Raw genomic sequence first — 19,282 nt, forward strand, 5'->3', positions numbered from 1 at the left:
CTGCCTACTTGTTGGCGTCCTCGTCGAGGTCTTCGTCGTCGCTGAGGTCCAGGTCCTCTTCGTCGAAGTCGTCCTCGTCGATGTCAACGTCGGCGACCGCGTCGGACTTGTACGGATCCGCGTCGCCGGCGTGCCGGGCGTTGGCGGCAAGGGCGGCAACCTCGGCATCCCGCTTCTTGGCCTCCCGGAGCAGTTCCTCCAGGTTGGAGGCGTTGACCGGAATCTGGTCGGCCACGAACTCGAGGGTGGGGGTCAGCCGGACGGTGATGTTCCGGCCCACCTCCTGCCGGAGCACACCCTTGGCCTTCTCAAGGCCCTTGGCAGCGTCGGCCTGGACAGCCTGGTCCCCGAAGACGGTGTAGTAGACGGTGGCATGCTGCAGATCATTGGTCACGCGGGCATCGGTAACGGTAATGCCCTCAAGCCGGGGATCCTTGACCTTCCGGCCCAGGGCCTCAGCAACAACAACCTTAATCCGCTGCGCCAATTTGGCAGCACGTGCCGGATCAGCCATGAACAACTCCTAAAAGAAGAAAAATTTGGGACGTACGACGGCGGCGCAAACGTCAGCCAACGCGCCCAGGGTCTGGATGCCACGCACCCAAGCGAGCCGATGACGCACCCGTTGGATTTTTTCCGGCGGCCCGGGAGTGGCTTCTAAGGAAATAGCCGAGGGTCCCGACGCGAGCTTGCGAGTGTTGGGAAGGCCATTTCCGCTGCCGAAGCTGGGCGGCGCGGGATCGAAGATCCCAAGCCGCCCAGCGAAGGGGCGGGGCCGCCGGAAAAATCCAACGGCCCCGGCCACGGACTAACAAGAGTTAGACGCGCGGCTTCTCGCGCATCTCGAAGGTCTCGATGATGTCGCCTTCGGTGATGTCGTTGTACGACCCAAGGCCGATACCACATTCGAAGTCCGTGCGGACCTCGGTGGCGTCGTCCTTGAAGCGCTTGAGCGACTCAACGGTGAGGTTGTCACCGATGATCTTGCCGTCGCGGCTGACGCGTGCCTTGGCGTTGCGTCGGATGATGCCCGAGCGGACGATCGAGCCGGCGATGTTTCCGAACTTGGAGGAGCGGAAGACTTCGCGGACCTCGGCGGTGCCGAGCTGGACTTCTTCGTATTCCGGCTTGAGCATGCCCTTGAGCGCTGCCTCGATGTCATCGATTGCTGCGTAGATGACGGAGTAGAAGCGCATGTCCACGCCTTCACGGTCTGCCAGTTCGGCAACCCGCTCGGCGGGCTTGACGTTGAAGCCGATGATGACGGCGGAGTCGACCGTTGCCAGGTTGACGTCGTTCTGGGTGATGGCACCCACACCGCGGTGGATGACGCGCAGCTGCACGCCTTCGCCGACGTCGATCTTGAGCAGCGCGTCTTCGAGGGCTTCCACGGCACCGGACACGTCACCCTTGAGGATGAGGTTGAGGGTGTCGATCTTGCCTTCGGCGACGGCCTGGTCGAAGTCTTCCAGGCTGATGCGCTTGCGGCGCTTGGCCAGGGCGGCGTTGCGGTCGGCTGCTTCACGCTTCTCGGCGATCTGGCGGGCAGTGCGCTCGTCAGCAGTCACGAAGAAGGTGTCGCCGGCGCGCGGCACGTTGGACAGACCCAGCACCTGGACAGGGCGGGACGGACCGGCCTCGGTCAGGGCGCTGCCGTCGTCGTCGAACATCGCACGGACGCGGCCGTGGGCCGTGCCTGCCACGATGGTGTCGCCGACGCGCAAGGTACCGGACTGGACCAGGACGGTTGCAACAGCACCGCGGCCCTTATCCAGGTTGGCTTCGATCGCGATGCCGCGGGCGTCCTTGTTCGGGTTGGCGCGCATGTCCAGGGCAGCGTCCGCGGTGAGCAGGACCGCCTCGAGCAGCTCGTCGATGTTGAGGTTCTGGCGGGCAGAGACCTCCACGAACATGGTGTCGCCACCGTATTCCTCGGGAACCAGGCCGTACTCGGTCAGCTGGCCGCGGACCTTCTCCGGGTTGGCGCCTTCCTTGTCGATCTTGTTCACTGCCACGACGATCGGCACGTTGGCCGCCTGGGCGTGGTTGAGGGCTTCAACGGTCTGCGGCATCACGCCGTCGTCCGCTGCGACCACCAGGATGGCGATGTCGGTGACCTTCGCACCACGGGCACGCATGGCGGTGAACGCCTCGTGGCCCGGGGTATCGATGAACGTGATCTTGCGGTCGTTGCCGTCGTGGTTGTGCGTGACCTGGTAGGCACCGATGTGCTGGGTGATGCCGCCGTGCTCGCCCGCCATGACGTCGGACTTGCGGATGGCATCGAGCAGCCGGGTCTTACCGTGGTCGACGTGGCCCATGACGGTGACAACCGGGGGACGTGCTTCCAGTTCCTCGTCGCCTTCGGCTTCGAGTTCGGCATCAAAGTCGATGTCGAAGCTGGAGAGCAGCTCGCGCTCCTCGTCCTCAGGGGAAACGACCTGGAGCTTGTAGCCCAGTTCCTCGCCGAGCAGGGCGAAGGTGTCCTCGTCCAGCGACTGGGTGGCGGTGGCCATTTCACCAAGGTGGAACAGCACCGTCACCAGGGCGGCGGGGTTTGCCTCGATCTTGTCGGCAAAGTCCGTGATGGACGATCCACGGCGGAGCCGGATGACGGTGTTGCCGTCGCCGCGGGGTACGCTCACGCCACCCAGCGACGGGGCACTCATCTGCTCAAGTTCCTGGCGCTTTGCACGCTTCGACTTGCGCTGCTTGCCACGGCCTGCGCCGCCCTTGCCGAAGGCACCCTGGGTGCCGCCGCGGCCGCGGCCGCCCTTGCCGAAGCCACCGCCGGCGGGAGCACCGCCGCCGGCACCGGGACCACCGGTACCGGGAGCGCCACCAGGCCGTCCGGGACCGCGGCCGCCGCCGCCCGGACGGCCGGCACCTGCGGGTGCGGGACGCTCAGTGCGGTTGGGCATCATGCCGGGAGTAGGACGGGGACCGCCGGGACGGGGAGCGCCCGGACGGGGTCCGCCTGCGCCTGCTGCAGGACGGGGGCCACCGGCACCCGCTGCGGGACGCGGCCCACCCGGACGAGGTCCGCCTGCACCTGCTGCGGGACGGGGACCACCGGGGCGGTCGCCGTCGGTACGGCTGCCACCGGGGCGGGGCATACCCTGCGAAGTGGCGAAGGGGTTGTTGCCCGGACGGGGGGCGCGTTCACCGTCTCCGCCGCGGCCGCGGGGCATGCCCTGCGAGGTGGCGAAGGGGTTGTTGCCCGGACGGGGACCGCCGGGACGCGGGCCGGACCCGCCCGGCGTGGATCCACCCGGACGGGTGGAGGGAGCCGGGGTTTCGGCCTTGGGTGCCGGGCGTGCACCGGGCTTGGCGCCGGTGGACGGAGCACTCGAGGACGGAGCCGCGGGGGCGGCAGGCGTGGCGGCCGGCGCAGCCGGCGCTTCTGCCTGTGCAGGTGCGGTGGGGGCAGCGGGAGCCGGTGCCTGTGCCTTGGGGGCCGGAGCCTTGGGCGCAGCGGGGCCGGGAGCCGGTGCTGAAGGGCGTGATTCTGCCACGGGGGCAGGTGCCTTGGGTGCAGCGGCGGGCGCTGCGGCCGGGGCCGCTGACTTGGCAGCGGCGTCGGGGAAGGCGTTGCGCAGTTTCCGCACAACGGGGGCCTCAATGGTTGACGAGGCGGAGCGAACGAATTCGCCCAGTTCCTGCAGTTTTGTCACTGCATCTTTGGAAGTTATACCGAGCTCTTTGGCGAGCTCATGTACGCGGACCTTGGCCACATTTCTCCTGTCTCGGTCCGCACCGAGCCAGGCACGAACCGTCTACTTCTTACTGCGGACCCCAGCCGCTGTTGATGCGAAGGGGCCCATTGCAGAGCGCAACAAAGTTGTCATCGTTACGCACTCATCGCTGGGAACTCATCGGGTTTCCATCAGATTTCTGACCCGCTTTCAGGTTGGACGGTTGGTGTTGCAGCCACCGGGGCGGCGTCAACGTTCGGACCTGACATGATCCAGTGTTCGACGGCGGCTGTTCCGGTTGCGCCCGGAAGGGCACGTCCGAATGCTCGCCGCTTGATCGCCAGAGCCAGGCACGATTGGCTGGGGTGCAGCCATGCACCCCGGCCAGACATCCGGCGTCGTTCATCCACCAGGACAGCGGTTGACCCGCTGCCTTCGGCGACGAGCCGGAGCAACTGCGACCGCGGGCCTTTCTTCCGGCACCCGATGCAGGTACGTTCAGGTTGACTTCCGGTGGAAAGCACTTCTGCCACGGTCATCGTCCTGACGTTCATTCTGCTGGCCGAAGGTTTACCGGTTCCGCAGTTACGGAAACGAGCACGCCCAAGGCACACGGCTACCGGCCGTTAGGCGCGGTCCTATCTATTCTAGCCCCTTCGGGCCGTTCTGCCAGAAACCGGGTGGCTGCCGCGTCGCGCCAGCCACCGGTGCCTGGACGTTACTTGTCGCGGGAAACCGCGGCGTCGGAGACGATGTCGATGCGCCAGCCGGTCAGCTTCGCCGCCAGCCGGGCGTTCTGGCCTTCCTTGCCGATGGCCAGCGACAGCTGGTAGTCGGGAACGACAACCCGGGCGGAGCGCGTGGCTTCGTCCGTGATGGTGACGGAATTCACGCGCGACGGCGAGAGTGCGCTGGCGATGAAGGTGGCCGGGTTCTCGCTGAAGTCAACGATGTCGATCTTTTCATCGTTCAACTCGGTCATGACCGCGCGGACGCGTGAGCCCATCTCGCCGATGCAGGCACCCTTGGCGTTGATCCCCGGGGTGTTCGCCTTGACGGCGATCTTGGTGCGGTGGCCGGCTTCGCGGGCCAGGGCAACGATTTCCACGGAGTGGTCGGCGATCTCGGGTACTTCGAGTTCGAAGAGCTTGCGGACCAGGCCCGGGTGGGACCGGGACAGCGTGACCGACGGACCCTTGGTCCCGCGGTGCACGTCGATGACCAACGCGCGGAGGCGGTTGCCGTGGATGTACTTCTCACCGGGAACCTGCTCGGGCGGCGGCAGCAGGGCTTCGATGGAGCCGAGGTTTACCTGGATCATGTGCGGGTTGTTGCCCTGCTGGATGGTACCGGACACCAGTTCGCCTTCGCGGCCCTTGAATTCGCCCAGGACGTTATCGTCCTCGACATCGCGGAGGCGCTGCAGGATGATCTGGCGCGCAGTGCTGGCGGCGATTCGGCCGAACCCTTCCGGGGTGTGCTCGAATTCACCGATGGGGGCGCCGTCGTCGTCAATCTCCACGGCCCAAATTGTGACGTGGCCGCTCTTGCGGTCCAGCTCGGCGCGCGCTTTCTCGAAGGCGCCGGGAGACTTGTGGTAGGCCACCAGGAGCGCCTGCTCGATGGTGGGGATCAGGAGGTCCAGCGGGATTTCACGCTCACGCTCCAAAAGTCTCAGTGCGCTCATGTCAATATCCATCAGGCCTCCTCAGAAGGTCCATTGTGTTCAGGTTCCAGACCGTCCTCGGGGAGGTGGCTGAATTCGATCTCGACTTTTCCGTTGCGGATCCTGTCGAAAGGAAGTTTTACGGGTTCGCCCTGCCGGGGCTTCATGCCCTTCTTGACGGCGACCTCCGGGACCAGGGTGACTCCCCCATCGTCCACGGACTGGATGCGGCCGGTGATGTTGTCGCCCTGGATCACGTTCACCTTGACCATCCGGCCGCGGGCCCGGTGCCAGTGGCGGGGTTCCGTCAGGGGGCGCCCCACGCCGGGCGAGGACACTTCGAGGTCGTACGGACGGCCGTCGTCGTTGGGATCGTTGTCCAGTACATCCGAGAGCACTTTGGAGATGTCCGCAATGACGTCAAGGCTGACGCCACCGCTTTCCTCCTGCGGCAGGTCCACCACGACGTGGACCACCCGGTGCGAGCCGGGGATGATGGCCACATCCTCCAGGTACAGGCGGTTGGCCTGTACTGCGGGTTCCAGGAGGGCCCGGAGCCGGGCAGCTTCGGGGTTGTGGGCCGGCGCGGATCCGCTTCCCGTACCGGTATGGTCTGGTGAAGCCGTGGCTTCTGCATTGCTCACGATGCCGGCCGCCTCCCTATAGATGATGTGGTTTTACTAGCGTAGCTATTTTACCGGCCATTGGTGCACCCGGGTTCCCCTTCAGCGTGACACCATGGTCTGTTGTGAAAGACCGCCCCCAGGACCCCAGCCCCCGCATGCGCCCGCTCCGTTTTGCCGTCTTCGCCCTTGCCGCGCTGGTTGTCCTGAGCCTTGGTTTTGCCCTGGTTCCCGCGGAAAAGCCCGCACCTGCCCAGCCTTCCTTCTCGGAGCGGGCCCGGGCGGCGGCGTTCAGCAAGGCAGTGGACCTGCGTACTGCGGGAATGCAGCTCGCCTCCGCCGGTGCCGCGGACGCCACCGTGCTGGAGCCGGTTGTGACCTTGCTGACCATCCAGGCAAGGGCACTGCTGGGCCCTGCCCTGGAGTCCGCGCCGGCGTCGCCCCCACCACCTTCCACTTCCGGCCTCCCCAGTGGCGATCATCCCGTTGCCAATCTTCCCAGTGCCGATCTTCCCAGTGCCAATCTTCCCAGTGCCGGCCTCCCAACTGCCGCCGAATTTGTCCAGGCCCTGGCTGACAGCGGCGCCGCGCGCGTCAAGGACGCGGAAACGGCCGACGGCGGCATGGCGCGGCTTCTGGCGGGCACCGGCACGGCACAGCTCCTCGCGGCCGGGCGTCTTGCTGCCGCAACGGGGATGCCCGCGCCGCAGGGACACGCAGGAACGCAGGGACAGTCAGGAACAGAGGGTACGGGAGTAACTGAGGGACAGACTTCCGGGGCAGCGAGAACCCCAGCGCCCTGCCCCTCGCCTTCGGCGCCGGCCACCGTCCCGGAGACCACCGGGCCCGGCACTGCTGCGGGGATACGCCAGGCACTGGCCGCTGCCATCACCGCGGAGCACCAGGCCACCTACGGCTACCAGGCGGCACTCCCCCGGCTGGCGCCCGCGGAGGAGGGACCGGCGTCGGAATTCCTGGTCCGGCATAAGGAACAGGCCGCGGCCGCGGAGGAACGCCTGCTGTCTGCCTGCGGCGCGCCCGTGCCGCAACAGCCCGGGTACGTCCTTGATCCTGGCTTCCTGGCAGCACCGGCCGCCGGTTTGGGCAAGCTTGAGGCGGCCACGCTGGCGGCCTACGGCGACGTCGTGGCGGTATCCCAGGGCCAGAACCGGCAGTGGGCAATGTCAGCGCTGCAGTCTGCCGCCGGACGGGCCATGCGGTGGGGCGCAGACCCCGGACCTGTTCCCGGCCTGGCCCTGGACGTCGACCAACTGCCCGCCCTCCCTGCCGGTGCCAGGCTTCCTGCCAGCGCCGGCCCCACGACGTCGCCAACCGCATCCTGAACCCGTGCGGTCTCAGCGTGCCCGTTTCGTTCTGTCGCGTGCCCGAAGAAAGCCGCCTACAGGGTGGCGATGGGCGGGCATGGGTGGTTTGCTGATGGGATGAACGCGGACCAACCGGCCGACGACCCGGGAGGGACGGCAGCGAGCCCCGGGCTCAACAGCCACCTCGAGACCGAACCACACGGCAACGATATTGCGCACCGGCTGAACTGGCTCAGGGCTGGCGTCCTGGGCGCCAATGACGGCATTGTCTCCGTCGCTGCCATTGTGGTGGGCGTGGCCGGGGCCACCGCCGAGATAGGACCCATCCTCACGGCAGGCGTCGCCGGAGTGGTGGGCGGTGCAGTGTCTATGGCCTTGGGCGAATATGTGTCGGTCAGCAGCCAAAGCGACAGCCAGCGGGCCCTGATCGAGAAGGAACGCCGCGAGCTGGCGGAAGAACCGGAAGCGGAACTGGCCGAGCTGACCGCCATCTACCAGGCCAAGGGTCTCACGCCTGAAACAGCGGCCAAGGTTGCCCGGGAGCTTACCGCCCACGATGTGCTGGCCGCGCACCTGTCCGCCGAGCTCAACATTGATGAGGCGGACATCGTCAGCCCCTGGCATGCGGCTTTCGCTTCCGCCATCGCGTTCACCGTCGGGGCCATCCTGCCCATGCTGGCCATCCTGCTTCCACCGCCGGAGATCCGGGTCCTGCTGACTTTTATTTCGGTCCTGCTGGCTTTGGCCTTGACGGGGGCAGTTGGCGCCTGGATCGGCGGCGGTTCAAAAACACGCGCCGCCGTCCGCGTGGTGGTGGGCGGTGCCTTGGCGCTCGCTGCAACATTCCTGATCGGCAACCTGCTCGGGGCCTCCGGTGTTGTCTGACCCCGCGGTGCCTGACGCTGTGATTCCTGACGCCGTGATTCCCGATCCCATGATTCCTGACAACGGGATGACCAACCCCATGGTGAGCGGCTCCGCGGCGGCGGTCCCCATTCCGCCCGGCCTTTCGGCCCGCTACGCCCGCAGCAGCGAGGGAAGGGGATGGCTTGTCAGCCTTCCGGTCCTGCTGCGGGACCGCTTGGAGCAGTGGCAACTGGCGGTTGACCTGCCGCCTGCGACCCTGCCGTGGAACGGCCACGGCGGCTTGGTGGTGCCGGTGCGCCGGCACGATGGCTCCCCGGCAGCGCTCAAGATCGCTTTTCCCCACGACGAGGCAACGGTGGAGCGGCATGCCCTTGCGCTTTGGGACGGCCGGGGCGCAGTTGCGCTGCTGGCCTCTGATGCAGGGTCTTGCGCCATGCTCCTGGAACGCCTCGACGCCGGCAGGACGCTGGCGGACCTGGCGATGGAGGACGCCGCGCAGGTGTGGGGCGGGCTGGTGCGGCAGCTGGGGATTGTCCCTGACCACCGCCCTGAGTGGCGGGAATTCGGTCACATCGCGGCCAGGGCGGAACAGTGGAGTGACGACCTTCCAGCGGACTGGGAGCAGCTGGGCCGGCCGTTTCCCAGGTGGCTGTTGGAGGCAGCCCTGGAGGTGTGCCAGACGCGCGGCGCGGTGGGACGCCGGTCCGCGCACGATCTGCTGGTCCACACCGACCTCCATTTCCTGAACATCCTGGCGCGCCCGGGCACGGACGGGCCGCCGGCACCGGCAGGTTACGCGGCGATCGACCCCCAGCCGATGATCGGCGAGCCGGAGTTCGCGGTGGCGCCGCTGCTGTGGAACCGCCTTGGAGACCTGCCGGCAGTCCAGGCCGGGCCGGCGCTGCTCAGCCGCTGCAACGACTTCAGCACGGCCGCCGGACTTGACCCCGATGTAGCCCGGCAATGGGGTATCGCCAGGGAGGTGGACAATGCCCTTTGGTACGCGTCGCACCGCCATCCTGGCGACCTGGCCCGGTCCCTCTGGGTTGCCAGCACCCTTGCCGGAAACACCTTGGAAGGCCTCCCGCATCCCCATGCGCTGCCGGAACCCGGCCAGGGCGGCTAAGGGCACTCCGCACCCCGAGAGGGCCGCACCGTCCGGTGAAGAACGATCGAAAAACCGTCAGGAGTTCCGAACAGCAGCCAGGGCTGAGCGGACAGCATCCACGGCTATGGCCACCTCGTCGTCCGACGTATGCCAGTTGCTCACCGAAACCCGAAGGATGTCGCGGTCCCGCCACCGTGAGCCGGACATCCACACCCTTCCCTCCTCGATGATGCGGGCTGTGACTGCGCGGGTGGTGTCGTCGTCGCCAAAAGCCAGGCACACCTGGGTGTAGCCGACGTCGTTGAGCACCTCCACGCCGTCCAAAGCCGCCATGCCTTCGGCGATTGCGGTGGCAGCAGAGGCCAGTCCGCCCACCTGGGCTGCCACGCCGTCCCGGCCCAGGCTTTTCAGGGCCGCCCATACCGGCACTCCGCGGGCCCGCCGGGACAGTTCCGGGACCTTCTCGAACGGGTCGCCCGGGCCTTCCGCATCGTGGACGAGATAGCTGGCGTGCAGGCCCATGGCGGCCCGCAGGGCTGACGGGTCCCTGACGATGGCAATGCCGCAGTCGTACGGCACATTCAGGGTTTTGTGGGCATCCGTCCCCCACGAGTCCGCTTCCTCACAGCCGCGCATGAGGTGCCGCAGTTCCGGCGCGGCCGCGGCCCACAGCCCGAAGGCGCCATCAACGTGCACCCAGGCGCCATGTTTGCGGGCAACGGCGATGGCCTCGGTGAAGGGGTCGAAGGCGCCGGAGTGCAGGTTGCCTGCCTGGAGGCACACCAGGGCGGGGCCGGTGCCGGCGGCAAGGGCGGCGTCCAGTGCTGCGGGGACCAGGCGGCCCTGCCCGTCGGCGGGGACCTGCGCTGGCTGTCCCAGGCCCAGGTAGCGCAGGCCAAGGTCCACGGTGTCGTGCCGTTCCCGTCCCACGAAGCAGCGGATCCGGGGTGCGCCGAAGAGTCCGTCCCGGTCCAGGTCCCAGCCCGCATCGGCGAGCAACCGCCAGCGGGCGGCCGCCATCCCGGTGAAATTTGCCATGGTGGCGCCCGTGACGAATCCGACGTCGGCAGTCGAAGGCAGGCCCAGCAACTCCAGGACCCACTGCCCGGCGGCTTCCTCAATCGCCGCGGTGGCCGGGGTTGCATAGCGGAGCCCGGCGTTCTGGTCCCAGGCACTGACCAGCCAGTCCGACGCCAGGGCCGCGGGCAGTGTCCCGCCGATAACCCAGCCGAAGAACCGGCCCGAGGGCATGGCCATGAGCCCCGGCCCCGCTGCGTTGGCCAGGAAATTGACTACCTCATCGGCGGGCATGCCCGCCGGCGGCAGGGGCCCGCCAAACACTGCGGCGAGCTCGGAGGCGTGCAGGCTGGGTCCCACGGGGCGGTGGGAAAGGCTGTCCAGCCAGGCCTGCGCATGCCCCGCTGCGGCCGCCAGTGCCGGGGTGTACCCGTCATCGCCGTGTGCCATACCTGCATGCTACGCCGGGCCGGTCCACGCCACGAGGAGCAGTTTTTAGGGACCGGTCAGGCGAAGTTTTCCTGCCAGACGTCGTAGCCGAGCTTGATGATCAGGGCCGCAACAACCACCAGGAAGACAATGCGGACAAACTTGCTCCCCTGCTGCACTGCGGTGCGTGCGCCAAGGTAGCCGCCGGCCATGTTGGCTCCCCCGAGCAGCAGGCCGATGCCCCACAGGATGGATCCGTGCGGCAGGAAGAACAGCAGTGCGCCGGCGTTGGTGGCCATGTTCACGATCTTGGCCTTGGCGCTGGCCTCGAGGAACGCGTAACCCATGGCGGATACCAGGGCGATGACCAGGAAGGATCCCGTCCCCGGGCCAATGAGGCCGTCGTAAAAGCCGATCACTGCCCCGATGAGGCAGGCAACGACGTAATGCTTGTGGCCGTCGTGGCGCAGCGCTGTCAGCTCACCGACCCCGGGTTTCAGGGCGGTAAACAGCGCGACGGCGACCAGCGCCACCACGATGATGGGCTTGAATACCCCGGCCGGCAGGGTGGCAGCAAGGCTCGCCCCGCCGAAACTGCCCGCCAGGGCTATCACTGCCATGGGGATGGCGGTCCGGAGGTCCGGGCCCACCCGCCGGTAGTAGGTGGCGGCGCTGGTGGCGGTTCCGAAGATGGAGCCCATCTTGTTGGTGGCCAGCGCCTGGACGGGTGCGATCCCGGGCACCAGGAGCAGCGCGGGAAGCTGGATAAGCCCCCCGCCGCCCACCACCGCGTCAACCCACCCGGCTGCGAATCCAGCCACCACGATCAGGATGATGGTGGCGGGCTGGATCGATTCGAAGCCGGAAATCACTGGTTTCGAACGGCGTTAACCACGTAGTCCACGGCCTTGTCCACCTCGATGTTCTCGGCTTCCCCGCTGCGGCGGTCCTTGATTTCCACCACGCCGTCCACCAGGCCGCGGCCCACGGCCAGGATGGTGGGCACACCAACCAGCTCAGCGTCGCCAAACTTCACGCCCGGCGAAACCTTGGGGCGGTCGTCGTAGATGACGGACAGGCCGGCGTCCTCAAGCTCTGCCGAAAGCTTTTCGGCAGCCTGGAAGACCTCCTCGCCACGACCCACTGCCACCACATGCACGTCGGCCGGGGCTACGGTGCGGGGCCAGACGAGTCCGCGGTCATCGTGGTTGGCCTCGGCCAAAGCGGCAACGGCGCGGGTCACGCCAACGCCGTAGGAGCCCATGGTGACCACCACCTGCTTGCCGTTCTGGTCCAGCACCTTGAGGTCCAGGGCTTCGGCGTACTTGCGGCCGAGCTGGAAGATGTGGCCCATCTCAATGCCGCGGGCGGTCTCCAGGGGGCCCGAGCCATCGGGTGAGGGGTCGCCCGCGCGTACTTCGGTGCACTCAATGACGCCGTCCCAGCCGAAGTCGCGTCCGGCCACCAGGCCGAAGACGTGCTTGCCCGCCTCGTTGGCGCCGGTAATCCACGTTGTTCCGCTGACCACGCGCGGGTCCACCAGGTACAGCAGCTTGGTGGCACTGTCGGATCCGAGGAGCGGCTGGTCCAGCGAAAGTCCGGGGCCCAGGTAGCCCTTGACGATCAGCGGCTGCTTCTTGAGGTCCTCCTCGCCGGCCTGCTCGAGTCCGATCTCGCCCGCGATCGGCAGGAAGGCGCCAATGTTCGCCTCCACGCGCTTGAGGTCCACGGCGCGGTCGCCGGGGACGCCGATGACCACCAGCTGCCGCTCACCGGTGGGCAGCGTGACGGCGAGGACCACGTTCTTGAGCGTGTCCGCCGCAGTCCAGGCGCCGCCGTCGGCCTCTTCGCGCGGGACAATCTGGTTCGCCGCGGCAACCAGCGTCTCGATGGTGGGGGTGTCCGGGGTGTCCAGGACCTCTGCGGCCGGGGCGTTGCTGAAGTCGATATCGTCGGGGACCACGGTGGTGACGGCTTCCACGTTGGCTGCATAACCGCCGGCCGAGCGGACGAAGGTATCCTCGCCGATCTCGGTGGGGAACAGGAATTCCTCGCTCTTGGACCCGCCCATGGCACCGGCGGTGGCTGCCACCGGAACCACCTCGAGGCCCAGGCGCTCGAAGATCTTCAGGTAGGCGCCCCGGTGGGCTGCGTAGCTGGCGTCCAGGCCGGCGTCGTCGACGTCGAAGGAGTAGGAGTCCTTCATGATGAACTCACGGCCGCGGAGGAGCCCTGCCCGCGGGCGTGCCTCGTCACGGTACTTGTTCTGGATCTGGTACAGGCTCAACGGGAGGTCCTTGTACGACGAGTACAGGTCCTTGACCAGGAGCGTGAACATCTCCTCATGGGTGGGGGCCAACAGGTAGTCCGCACCCTTGCGGTCCTGGAGCCGGAACAGGCCTTCACCGTATTCGGTCCAGCGGTTGGTGGCCTCGTACGGCTCGCGGGGCAGCAGGGCCGGGAAGTGGACTTCCTGGGCGCCGATGGCAGCCATTTCCTCACGGATGATTTCCTCGACCTTGCGCAGCACGCTCAGCCCCAGCGGAAGCCAGGTGTAGATGCCGGGGGCCGCCCGGCGGATGTAGCCGGCGCGGACCAGGAGTTTGTGGCTGGCAACCTCGGCATCGACGGGGTCTTCGCGCAGCGTGCGCAGGAAAAGCTGGGACAGTCGTATGACCACGGGTGGTATCCGTTTCTGGGGAAGTGCTGGGTCAGCAGGGCCGGACAATTCGTCTGGGTACTAATCTACCGGCACTCAACAAGCGGCACGGACTGCGGACCCCGGACACAGTAGGGCCACGCCCGGCAATACAAAGCCCCTGGCCCCCCAATGAGGCTGGTCATCGCATCCGGGCGTGGCCCAACGCCGTTATCGCCTAAGTACTGGTGAGGACTGGTGAGACCGCCCACCCCACTTCCAGCGCAGCTAGGTTGAACCTATGTGATCGCGCACACGTTTGACAAGTGTTTTTACTTTATGAACCTGTTGACGGCTGTCAGGGCCAGGCCTAGCTTTAATTCATCAGGTGATGAATTAGCCGTTGTGCGGCGCCACCTGCGGACGCGCCCGGAGGCAACAATGTCCCATGCAGCATCCACTACGTTGGACCGCGGTGGCGCGGCCGGTGCGGTCGTGGCCGCGTCGCTCTCTGTCAAACTGCGGCGGCAAGCCGTGCTCCACAGTGTGGACTTCACCATCCCGGCGGGACGGATCACCGGCCTGCTGGGGCCCTCCGGGAGCGGCAAGACCACCCTGATGCGGACCATCGTGGGAGCGCAGCGCATTGCCGCCGGAACCCTCGAGGTGCTGGGGCTGCCCGCCGGAAGCCCGTCCCTGCGGCGGCAGGTGGGCTACGTTACCCAGTCACCCAGCATCTACCCCGACCTCACGGTCGAAGCGAACGTGCGCTATTTCGGCGCCATGCACCGGAAAGGCAAAGCCGACGTGGCGGAGGCGATTGACGCCGTCGGACTTGGCGCCCTGTTCCGCCGCAAGACGGCCGACCTGTCCGGCGGCCAGGTCAACCGGGTATCCCTGGCCTGCGCCCTGGTGGCGAAGCCACGGCTGCTGGTACTGGATGAGCCCACGGTGGGCCTGGATCCCGTGCTGCGCGCGGACCTTTGGGACCGTTTCCGGGCCATGGCGGAGTCAGGAACAACACTCCTCATATCCAGCCACGTCATGGAGGAGGCAAGCCGCTGCGAAACGCTGCTGCTGTTGCGCGAGGGGCGGCTTTTGGCCCAGCTCACGCCGGAGGAGCTGGCCAGGCAGGGGCACAGCGCCAACCTGGAGCAGGCCTTCCTGGCCATCATCAGGGAGCAGGAAAATTACGACGCCGGGATCCCGCCGAAGCGCCATGCCGGCAGGAGCGGCGAAGGGGCAAGGATGCAACAGGGCAGGAGCGTGCGGTGATGGACGTCCGGATGATGCTCGCGACGGCACGCAGGGTGCTCAGCCAGCTCCGCCATGACCACCGCAGCATCGCCATGATCCTGGTGGTCCCGGCACTGCTGCTCACGGCGGTGTACTTCCTCTACGAAAATGAGTCAGTCCCGCCAGGCGCGCCACGCACGTTCGACCGCGTTGGCCTGATGATGCTGGCCATTTTTCCGTTCGTGGTGATGTTCCTGGTCACCTCGATCACCATGCTTCGGGAGCGCACCTCCGGAACCCTGGAGCGGCTGCTGACGACGCCCGTCCACAAGGCCGACCTGCTGTTCGGCTACGGTGTGGCCTTTTCCCTGATGGCCGCCCTGCAGTCCCTGGTGGCCACGGCTGTGGCGTACTGGATTTTCGGGCTCGACATCGCGGGGGCACCGGGTTACGTGGTGCTGATCGCTGTGATCAACGCCGTCCTGGGGGTGGCCCTTGGCCTGTTCTGTTCGGCGTTCGCCAGGACCGAGTTCCAGGCGGTCCAGTTCATGCCAGTGGTGGTGGTGCCGCAGATCCTGTTGTGTGGGCTGTTCGTGGCGCGCGACCGGATGAATGATGTGCTGGAAGCGATCTCCAATGTGCTGCCCCTGACTTTTTCCGTGGATGCCCTCCAGGAGGTGGCGTCCCACGCGGAGGCGACCGGGCGGCTGTGGCAGGACGCGGGCACCATGGCGGCCATCTCCTTTGGTGTCCTGGTCCTCGCCGCCTTCACGCTGCGGCGGCGGACTCCGTGAAGCTGTCCCGTCCTTCAACCGGCCCGGAGGGCCCTGATGCGTTTCCGGTCCGCAGGGGCCGCCGGGGCGGCGCCACGGAGTCCCGGGAGCACATCCTCGACGCTGCCCGGAAGCTCTTCGCCGAGCACGGCTTCGAGGGAACCAGCCTGCGGCAGGTGGCCCGCGCCGCAGGGGTGGATCCGGGAATGGTCCACCACTTCTTCATGGGCAAGGATGAACTCTTTGCCCTCAGCGTGGAGCTGCCGGCCGACCCGGAACAGGTGCTGGCGGGCATGGCGGACTCGGACCCCGCCCAGCGGGCGGAACTGATCGTCCGCACGGTGCTCCGCCTGTGGGAGAGCCCCGCGCAGGCCGGCCTGCTGGCCTTCCTTCGCGGGACGATCGGGTCCAAGGCCAAAACGGCACTCCTGCGGGAAACGGTGACCCGCAGGGTGATCACCAGGATCATGGCAGCTGTTCCCGGGACGCCTGAAGAGGTGGCGCTGCGCGGAAGCCTGGTGGCCACCCAGGTGGTGGGCCTGATGATGGTGCGCTACGTGGTCCGGCTGGAGCCGCTCGCGTCCGCAGCCCCCGAGGACGTGGTGCGGCTGGTCGCGCCGGCTGTCCAGCGGTACCTCACCGGGCCCCTGTCCTGAGGAGGTCGACGGACGTGTCCCGGAGGCCGGGTTCTACTTGACCAGGGCGGCAGCCGAGTCCAGGAGCGCACCTGCCCGACGGACCGCGTCTGCCTCGGTCTCGCCGCCGGACGCCACCGAGGCGATCAGTACGCCGCGGTGGACCACCTGCGCCCTGACCATGGACTGCGTGCGGCCATCAGGCAACGCACTGTCCGTGCGGTAGGCGACCGCGCCCGGCAGCCCGGTGACACCCGTTACCGGAGTAATGGTGACGGCAACGTCCATGCCTGACACCGTCATGGTCATGGAGGAGCACTTCGCCAGCTGCTCGGACGGGTCCGTAACCTGGGCCAGGACGCCTTTATCCAGGCCGGCCACCAGCGACAGGGCCGTGACCGCGCCGGTGGCGGTGTCAGTACTCATGCCTATCGCCATGGTTGCATCCTCCACGGACGGCACCGTGCCCGCCGCAGCGAGTTCCTTGCACTCCGCCGGCTGGACGTCGACGGAGGAGATCATGGCCTTGGTTTGCTCGATCGCCGCAGCGATGTCGGCCTTCGGCAGGACGGAAAGCCTGCGGTCGGCAGCATCCCGGACCTGCCCCACGATGGCAGCCAACTGGTCACTGGTGTAACCCGTGGCTGTTGGCGTTGGTGTCGGGGTGGGCGTCGGCGTCGGGGTTGGCGACGCGGTCGGTGTTTGAGGGGCTGCAACCGTGGCCGGTGAAGAGTCCGCTGACTGCGGGGCGGCCGGACCGCCACATGCCGAAACCGCTATGGCCAGAAGGGCCGATGCCCCGAAAGTTCCCAGCACGGACGTCTTCAATTTTTCCCCCAATATTCAAATGAACGCGGACCGCTGCCCGGCTAGAAAAGAACTGTAGCGAACGTCCCCACCTGGCGGAACCCCACACGTTCGTAGGTGGACCGCGCCCGGGTGTTGAAGCCGTTCACGTAGAGGCTGGTCACGGGGGCGATCTGCCGGGCCTTTTCCACCACTGCCGACATGTAGCCCGCGCTCAGCCCCCGGCCGCGGAAGATCGGATTCATCCAGACGCCCTGGACCTGGGTGACGTCGTCGGTGACTGCCCCGAGCTCGGCTTTGAACACCACCTCACGGGCGTTGTTGAGGTGGACCAGGGAATGTCCCTGCCTGATGAGGCCCTCCACGCGGCGGCTGTAGAATTCCCTGCCGCCGAGGTAGGGCGAGTACCCCACCTCTTCCTCGAACATGGCGGCGCAGGCGGGAAGGATGCGGTCGAAGTCGGCGAGGTTCCCTTGGTCCAGGCCGCGGTTGGGCTGGACAAGGGGCGGTCCGTCGATGATCATCAGCGGCTGGTCAGCCCTGACCTCGTGTGCACGGTGGCCCAGCACAGCGAGCTCGGCGTTGAGTGCCAGCACTGCGGGGGCCGGCCCAAAGGCAGACGCATACCGGCGGCCGGAACTGTTTGCGGCGTCCGCTACAAGGGGGGCCAGGGCGGGATCAAGCTGGACCGGAACCAGGTTGGCTCCGGCCCAGCAGGCACCCGTCAGGATGCCGTCGTCGAAAACCCCGATCACACCGGCGCCCCCGCTGGTGGGCGCCGCAGTCCCCGTGGCCCGCAGGTGGGCCAGGATGAACACGTTGGCCACAGGGTCCTGCTGGGCCAGCAGTTTCAGCGCGGGAGTGTCCTGGCCATCAAGCGTGCGGACAGAAAGCCCCGCAGGGTCTGGAGTCTCCCTACGAGACGCTAACCACGGGGCTACCCTTGACAGCATCTTCGCCATCGGCCTCCCCCATCTCTTCCGCGATACGCATAGCCTCTTCGATCAGTGTCTCAACAATTGCGCTCTCGGGAACAGTCTTGATGACCTCGCCCTTAACGAAGATCTGGCCCTTGCCGTTGCCCGAAGCCACGCCAAGGTCAGCCTCGCGCGCTTCGCCGGGGCCGTTCACGACGCAGCCCATGACCGCCACGCGGAGGGGAATTTCCATCCCTTCGAGCCCGGCGGTGACCTGTTCAGCCAGAGTGTACACGTCAACCTGGGCACGGCCGCAGGAAGGACAGGACACGATTTCCAGCTTGCGGGGCCGCAGGTTCAGCGATTGGAGGATCTGGTTGCCCACCTTGATTTCCTCCACCGGGGGCGCGGAGAGGGACACGCGGATGGTGTCACCGATCCCCCGGGAAAGGAGCGCGCCGAAGGCCGTTGCGGACTTGATGGTGCCCTGGAACGCTGGACCAGCCTCCGTGACGCCAAGGTGCAGGGGCCAGTCACCCTTTTCGGCGAGCATTTCGTAGGCTGCCACCATGATCACGGGGTCGTTGTGCTTCACGGAAATCTTGAAGTCGTGGAAGCCGTGCTCCTCGAAAAGGGAGGCTTCCCAGACGGCTGATTCAACCAGCGCTTCGGGGGTGGCCTTGCCGTACTTCTTGAGGATGCCCGGCTCCAGGGACCCGGCATTGACGCCGATGCGGATGGAGGTGCCGTGGTCCTTGGCGGCGGCGGCAATCTCCTTGACCTGGTCATCGAACTTGCGGATGTTTCCAGGATTCACGCGCACGGCTGCGCAGCCTGCTTCGATGGCCGCAAAGACGTACTTGGGCTGGAAGTGGATGTCCGCGATGACCGGGATCTGGGACTTCCGGGCGATGATGGGCAGCGCCTCGGCATCGTCGGCGGACGGGCAGGCGACGCGGACAATGTCGCAGCCGGACGCCGTGAGTTCGGCGATCTGCTGCAGCGTGGCGTTGATGTCCGTGGTGGGCGTGGTGGTCATCGACTGCACGCTGATGGGGAAATCAGATCCCACGCCTACCGAGCCGACTTTGATCTGGCGCGTCTTGCGGCGGGGGGCAAGGACGGGCGGTGGTGCTGACGGCATTCCCAGGCTGACCGAGGTCACGTGGACTCCTTGAGTTGAAAGGGGTGAAAAGGCGGCTACGCGGCGATCCCGGCCAGCATGCCGGTTACCGGAGACCATTCGGTGATGCGGGTTCCGGCGACCACTCCGGCCGCGGCGAAAGGATCCTGCTTAAGGATCGAGTTGAGGGCGCCTTCATCGGTTGCCTTGAAGATCAGCAGGGCGCCCGCGCCGTCACCGTAGGGGCCGCTGGCCACGATGACGCCGTCCTGCGCCAGGCCGCCGGTCCATTCCCGGTGTGCGGGCCGGACCTCGTTGCGGGTGTCGGTGGAGTTGGCGGCATAAACGTACTCAACGGCAAAAACTGTCATACCGCTACCCTATCGCCATGGCCGGCTTGGTACCGTACCGTTCCCCCTGGAG

The 19,282-nt window shown here is 67.1% G+C and carries 19 protein-coding genes; 6 read left to right on the forward strand and 13 right to left on the reverse strand.

The genetic code is table 11. The annotated features are described in order from the left end of the window. Positions 1 to 4 precede the first annotated feature (4 nt). From rbfA to rimP, 5 genes are all read right to left on the reverse strand, one after another. Positions 5 to 514, reverse strand: coding sequence for a 30S ribosome-binding factor RbfA (gene rbfA, locus ASG79_RS07705; protein ID WP_018771961.1), 510 nt, complete (start codon positions 512 to 514; stop codon positions 5 to 7). A 304-nt stretch (positions 515 to 818) separates the two neighbouring features. Next, positions 819 to 3,734, reverse strand: a complete 2,916-nt coding sequence (gene infB / locus ASG79_RS07710; protein WP_056389874.1) for a translation initiation factor IF-2 — start codon at positions 3,732 to 3,734, stop codon at positions 819 to 821. A 152-nt stretch (positions 3,735 to 3,886) separates the two neighbouring features. Further along, positions 3,887 to 4,249: a YlxR family protein gene (locus ASG79_RS07715; protein ID WP_166673076.1), complete on the reverse strand. Its 363-nt coding sequence runs from the start codon at positions 4,247 to 4,249 to the stop codon at positions 3,887 to 3,889. A 164-nt stretch (positions 4,250 to 4,413) separates the two neighbouring features. Next, positions 4,414 to 5,394: a transcription termination factor NusA gene (gene nusA, locus ASG79_RS07720; RefSeq protein WP_018771959.1), complete on the reverse strand. Its 981-nt coding sequence runs from the start codon at positions 5,392 to 5,394 to the stop codon at positions 4,414 to 4,416. After that, positions 5,394 to 6,005, reverse strand: coding sequence for a ribosome maturation factor RimP (gene rimP / locus ASG79_RS07725; protein WP_056389881.1), 612 nt, complete (start codon positions 6,003 to 6,005; stop codon positions 5,394 to 5,396). Before rimP ends, nusA begins: the two co-directional genes overlap by 1 nt. Before the next feature lie 104 nt (positions 6,006 to 6,109). On the opposite strand from rimP, the gene ASG79_RS07730 reads away from it, so the two are divergent. The 3 genes from ASG79_RS07730 (at position 6,110) to ASG79_RS07740 (ending at position 9,302) form a co-directional block, all read left to right on the forward strand. Beyond that, positions 6,110 to 7,327 (forward strand): DUF4439 domain-containing protein, encoded by a 1,218-nt coding sequence (locus ASG79_RS07730; protein WP_235509760.1) that lies wholly within the window; start codon positions 6,110 to 6,112, stop codon positions 7,325 to 7,327. Positions 7,328 to 7,426: 99 nt separating this feature from the next. Beyond that, positions 7,427 to 8,194: a VIT family protein gene (locus ASG79_RS07735; RefSeq protein ID WP_018771956.1), complete on the forward strand. Its 768-nt coding sequence runs from the start codon at positions 7,427 to 7,429 to the stop codon at positions 8,192 to 8,194. A 67-nt stretch (positions 8,195 to 8,261) separates the two neighbouring features. Beyond that, on the forward strand, positions 8,262 to 9,302 hold the full coding sequence (locus ASG79_RS07740; protein ID WP_056389958.1) for an aminoglycoside phosphotransferase family protein: 1,041 nt from the start codon (positions 8,262 to 8,264) through the stop codon (positions 9,300 to 9,302). A 57-nt stretch (positions 9,303 to 9,359) separates the two neighbouring features. Here ASG79_RS07740 and ASG79_RS07745 read toward each other — a convergent pair whose 3' ends face one another. The 3 genes from ASG79_RS07745 to ASG79_RS07755 are packed head-to-tail and all read right to left on the reverse strand — an operon-like array spanning position 9,360 to position 13,410. Next, positions 9,360 to 10,751 carry a pyridoxal phosphate-dependent decarboxylase family protein gene (locus ASG79_RS07745; RefSeq protein ID WP_056389885.1) on the reverse strand — a complete coding sequence of 464 codons (1,392 nt, stop codon included), beginning with the start codon at positions 10,749 to 10,751 and terminating at the stop codon, positions 9,360 to 9,362. Positions 10,752 to 10,807: 56 nt separating this feature from the next. Further along, positions 10,808 to 11,602, reverse strand: a complete 795-nt coding sequence (locus tag ASG79_RS07750) for a sulfite exporter TauE/SafE family protein (protein ID WP_056389888.1) — start codon at positions 11,600 to 11,602, stop codon at positions 10,808 to 10,810. Then, positions 11,599 to 13,410 carry a proline--tRNA ligase gene (locus tag ASG79_RS07755; RefSeq protein ID WP_056389891.1) on the reverse strand — a complete coding sequence of 604 codons (1,812 nt, stop codon included), beginning with the start codon at positions 13,408 to 13,410 and terminating at the stop codon, positions 11,599 to 11,601. Before ASG79_RS07755 ends, ASG79_RS07750 begins: the two co-directional genes overlap by 4 nt. A gap of 399 nt (positions 13,411 to 13,809) precedes the next feature. On the opposite strand from ASG79_RS07755, the gene ASG79_RS07760 reads away from it, so the two are divergent. The 3 genes from ASG79_RS07760 to ASG79_RS07770 all read left to right on the forward strand — a co-directional run bounded on the left by ASG79_RS07760 (position 13,810) and on the right by ASG79_RS07770 (position 16,033). Beyond that, complete coding sequence (locus ASG79_RS07760; RefSeq protein WP_056389894.1) at positions 13,810 to 14,643, forward strand: ABC transporter ATP-binding protein; 834 nt, start codon at positions 13,810 to 13,812, stop codon at positions 14,641 to 14,643. An 11-nt stretch (positions 14,644 to 14,654) separates the two neighbouring features. Beyond that, a complete protein-coding gene (locus ASG79_RS07765; protein WP_082581698.1) occupies positions 14,655 to 15,398 on the forward strand; it encodes an ABC transporter permease in 744 nt (247 codons plus the stop codon). A 92-nt stretch (positions 15,399 to 15,490) separates the two neighbouring features. Then, complete coding sequence (locus ASG79_RS07770; RefSeq protein ID WP_377204786.1) at positions 15,491 to 16,033, forward strand: TetR family transcriptional regulator; 543 nt, start codon at positions 15,491 to 15,493, stop codon at positions 16,031 to 16,033. 33 nt (positions 16,034 to 16,066) lie between these two features. On the opposite strand, the gene ASG79_RS07775 is transcribed toward ASG79_RS07770, so the two are convergent. The 5 genes from ASG79_RS07775 to ASG79_RS07790 all read right to left on the reverse strand — a co-directional run bounded on the left by ASG79_RS07775 (position 16,067) and on the right by ASG79_RS07790 (position 19,230). Then, positions 16,067 to 16,633, reverse strand: coding sequence for a hypothetical protein (locus ASG79_RS07775; RefSeq protein ID WP_082581695.1), 567 nt, complete (start codon positions 16,631 to 16,633; stop codon positions 16,067 to 16,069). 4 nt (positions 16,634 to 16,637) lie between these two features. After that, positions 16,638 to 16,778, reverse strand: coding sequence for a hypothetical protein (locus ASG79_RS24075; RefSeq protein ID WP_156400186.1), 141 nt, complete (start codon positions 16,776 to 16,778; stop codon positions 16,638 to 16,640). 103 nt (positions 16,779 to 16,881) lie between these two features. Beyond that, positions 16,882 to 17,772: a GNAT family N-acetyltransferase gene (locus ASG79_RS07780; RefSeq protein ID WP_056389905.1), complete on the reverse strand. Its 891-nt coding sequence runs from the start codon at positions 17,770 to 17,772 to the stop codon at positions 16,882 to 16,884. Continuing rightward, positions 17,735 to 18,901, reverse strand: a complete 1,167-nt coding sequence (gene ispG, locus ASG79_RS07785; RefSeq protein WP_018771945.1) for a flavodoxin-dependent (E)-4-hydroxy-3-methylbut-2-enyl-diphosphate synthase — start codon at positions 18,899 to 18,901, stop codon at positions 17,735 to 17,737. Before ispG ends, ASG79_RS07780 begins: the two co-directional genes overlap by 38 nt. A gap of 35 nt (positions 18,902 to 18,936) precedes the next feature. Continuing rightward, positions 18,937 to 19,230 carry a YciI family protein gene (locus tag ASG79_RS07790; RefSeq protein WP_018771944.1) on the reverse strand — a complete coding sequence of 98 codons (294 nt, stop codon included), beginning with the start codon at positions 19,228 to 19,230 and terminating at the stop codon, positions 18,937 to 18,939. Between the last annotated feature and the right edge of the window lie 52 nt (positions 19,231 to 19,282).

Origin of the sequence: Arthrobacter sp. Soil761 (genome assembly GCF_001428325.1) — a bacterium.
Lineage (GTDB): Bacteria > Actinomycetota > Actinomycetes > Actinomycetales > Micrococcaceae > Arthrobacter.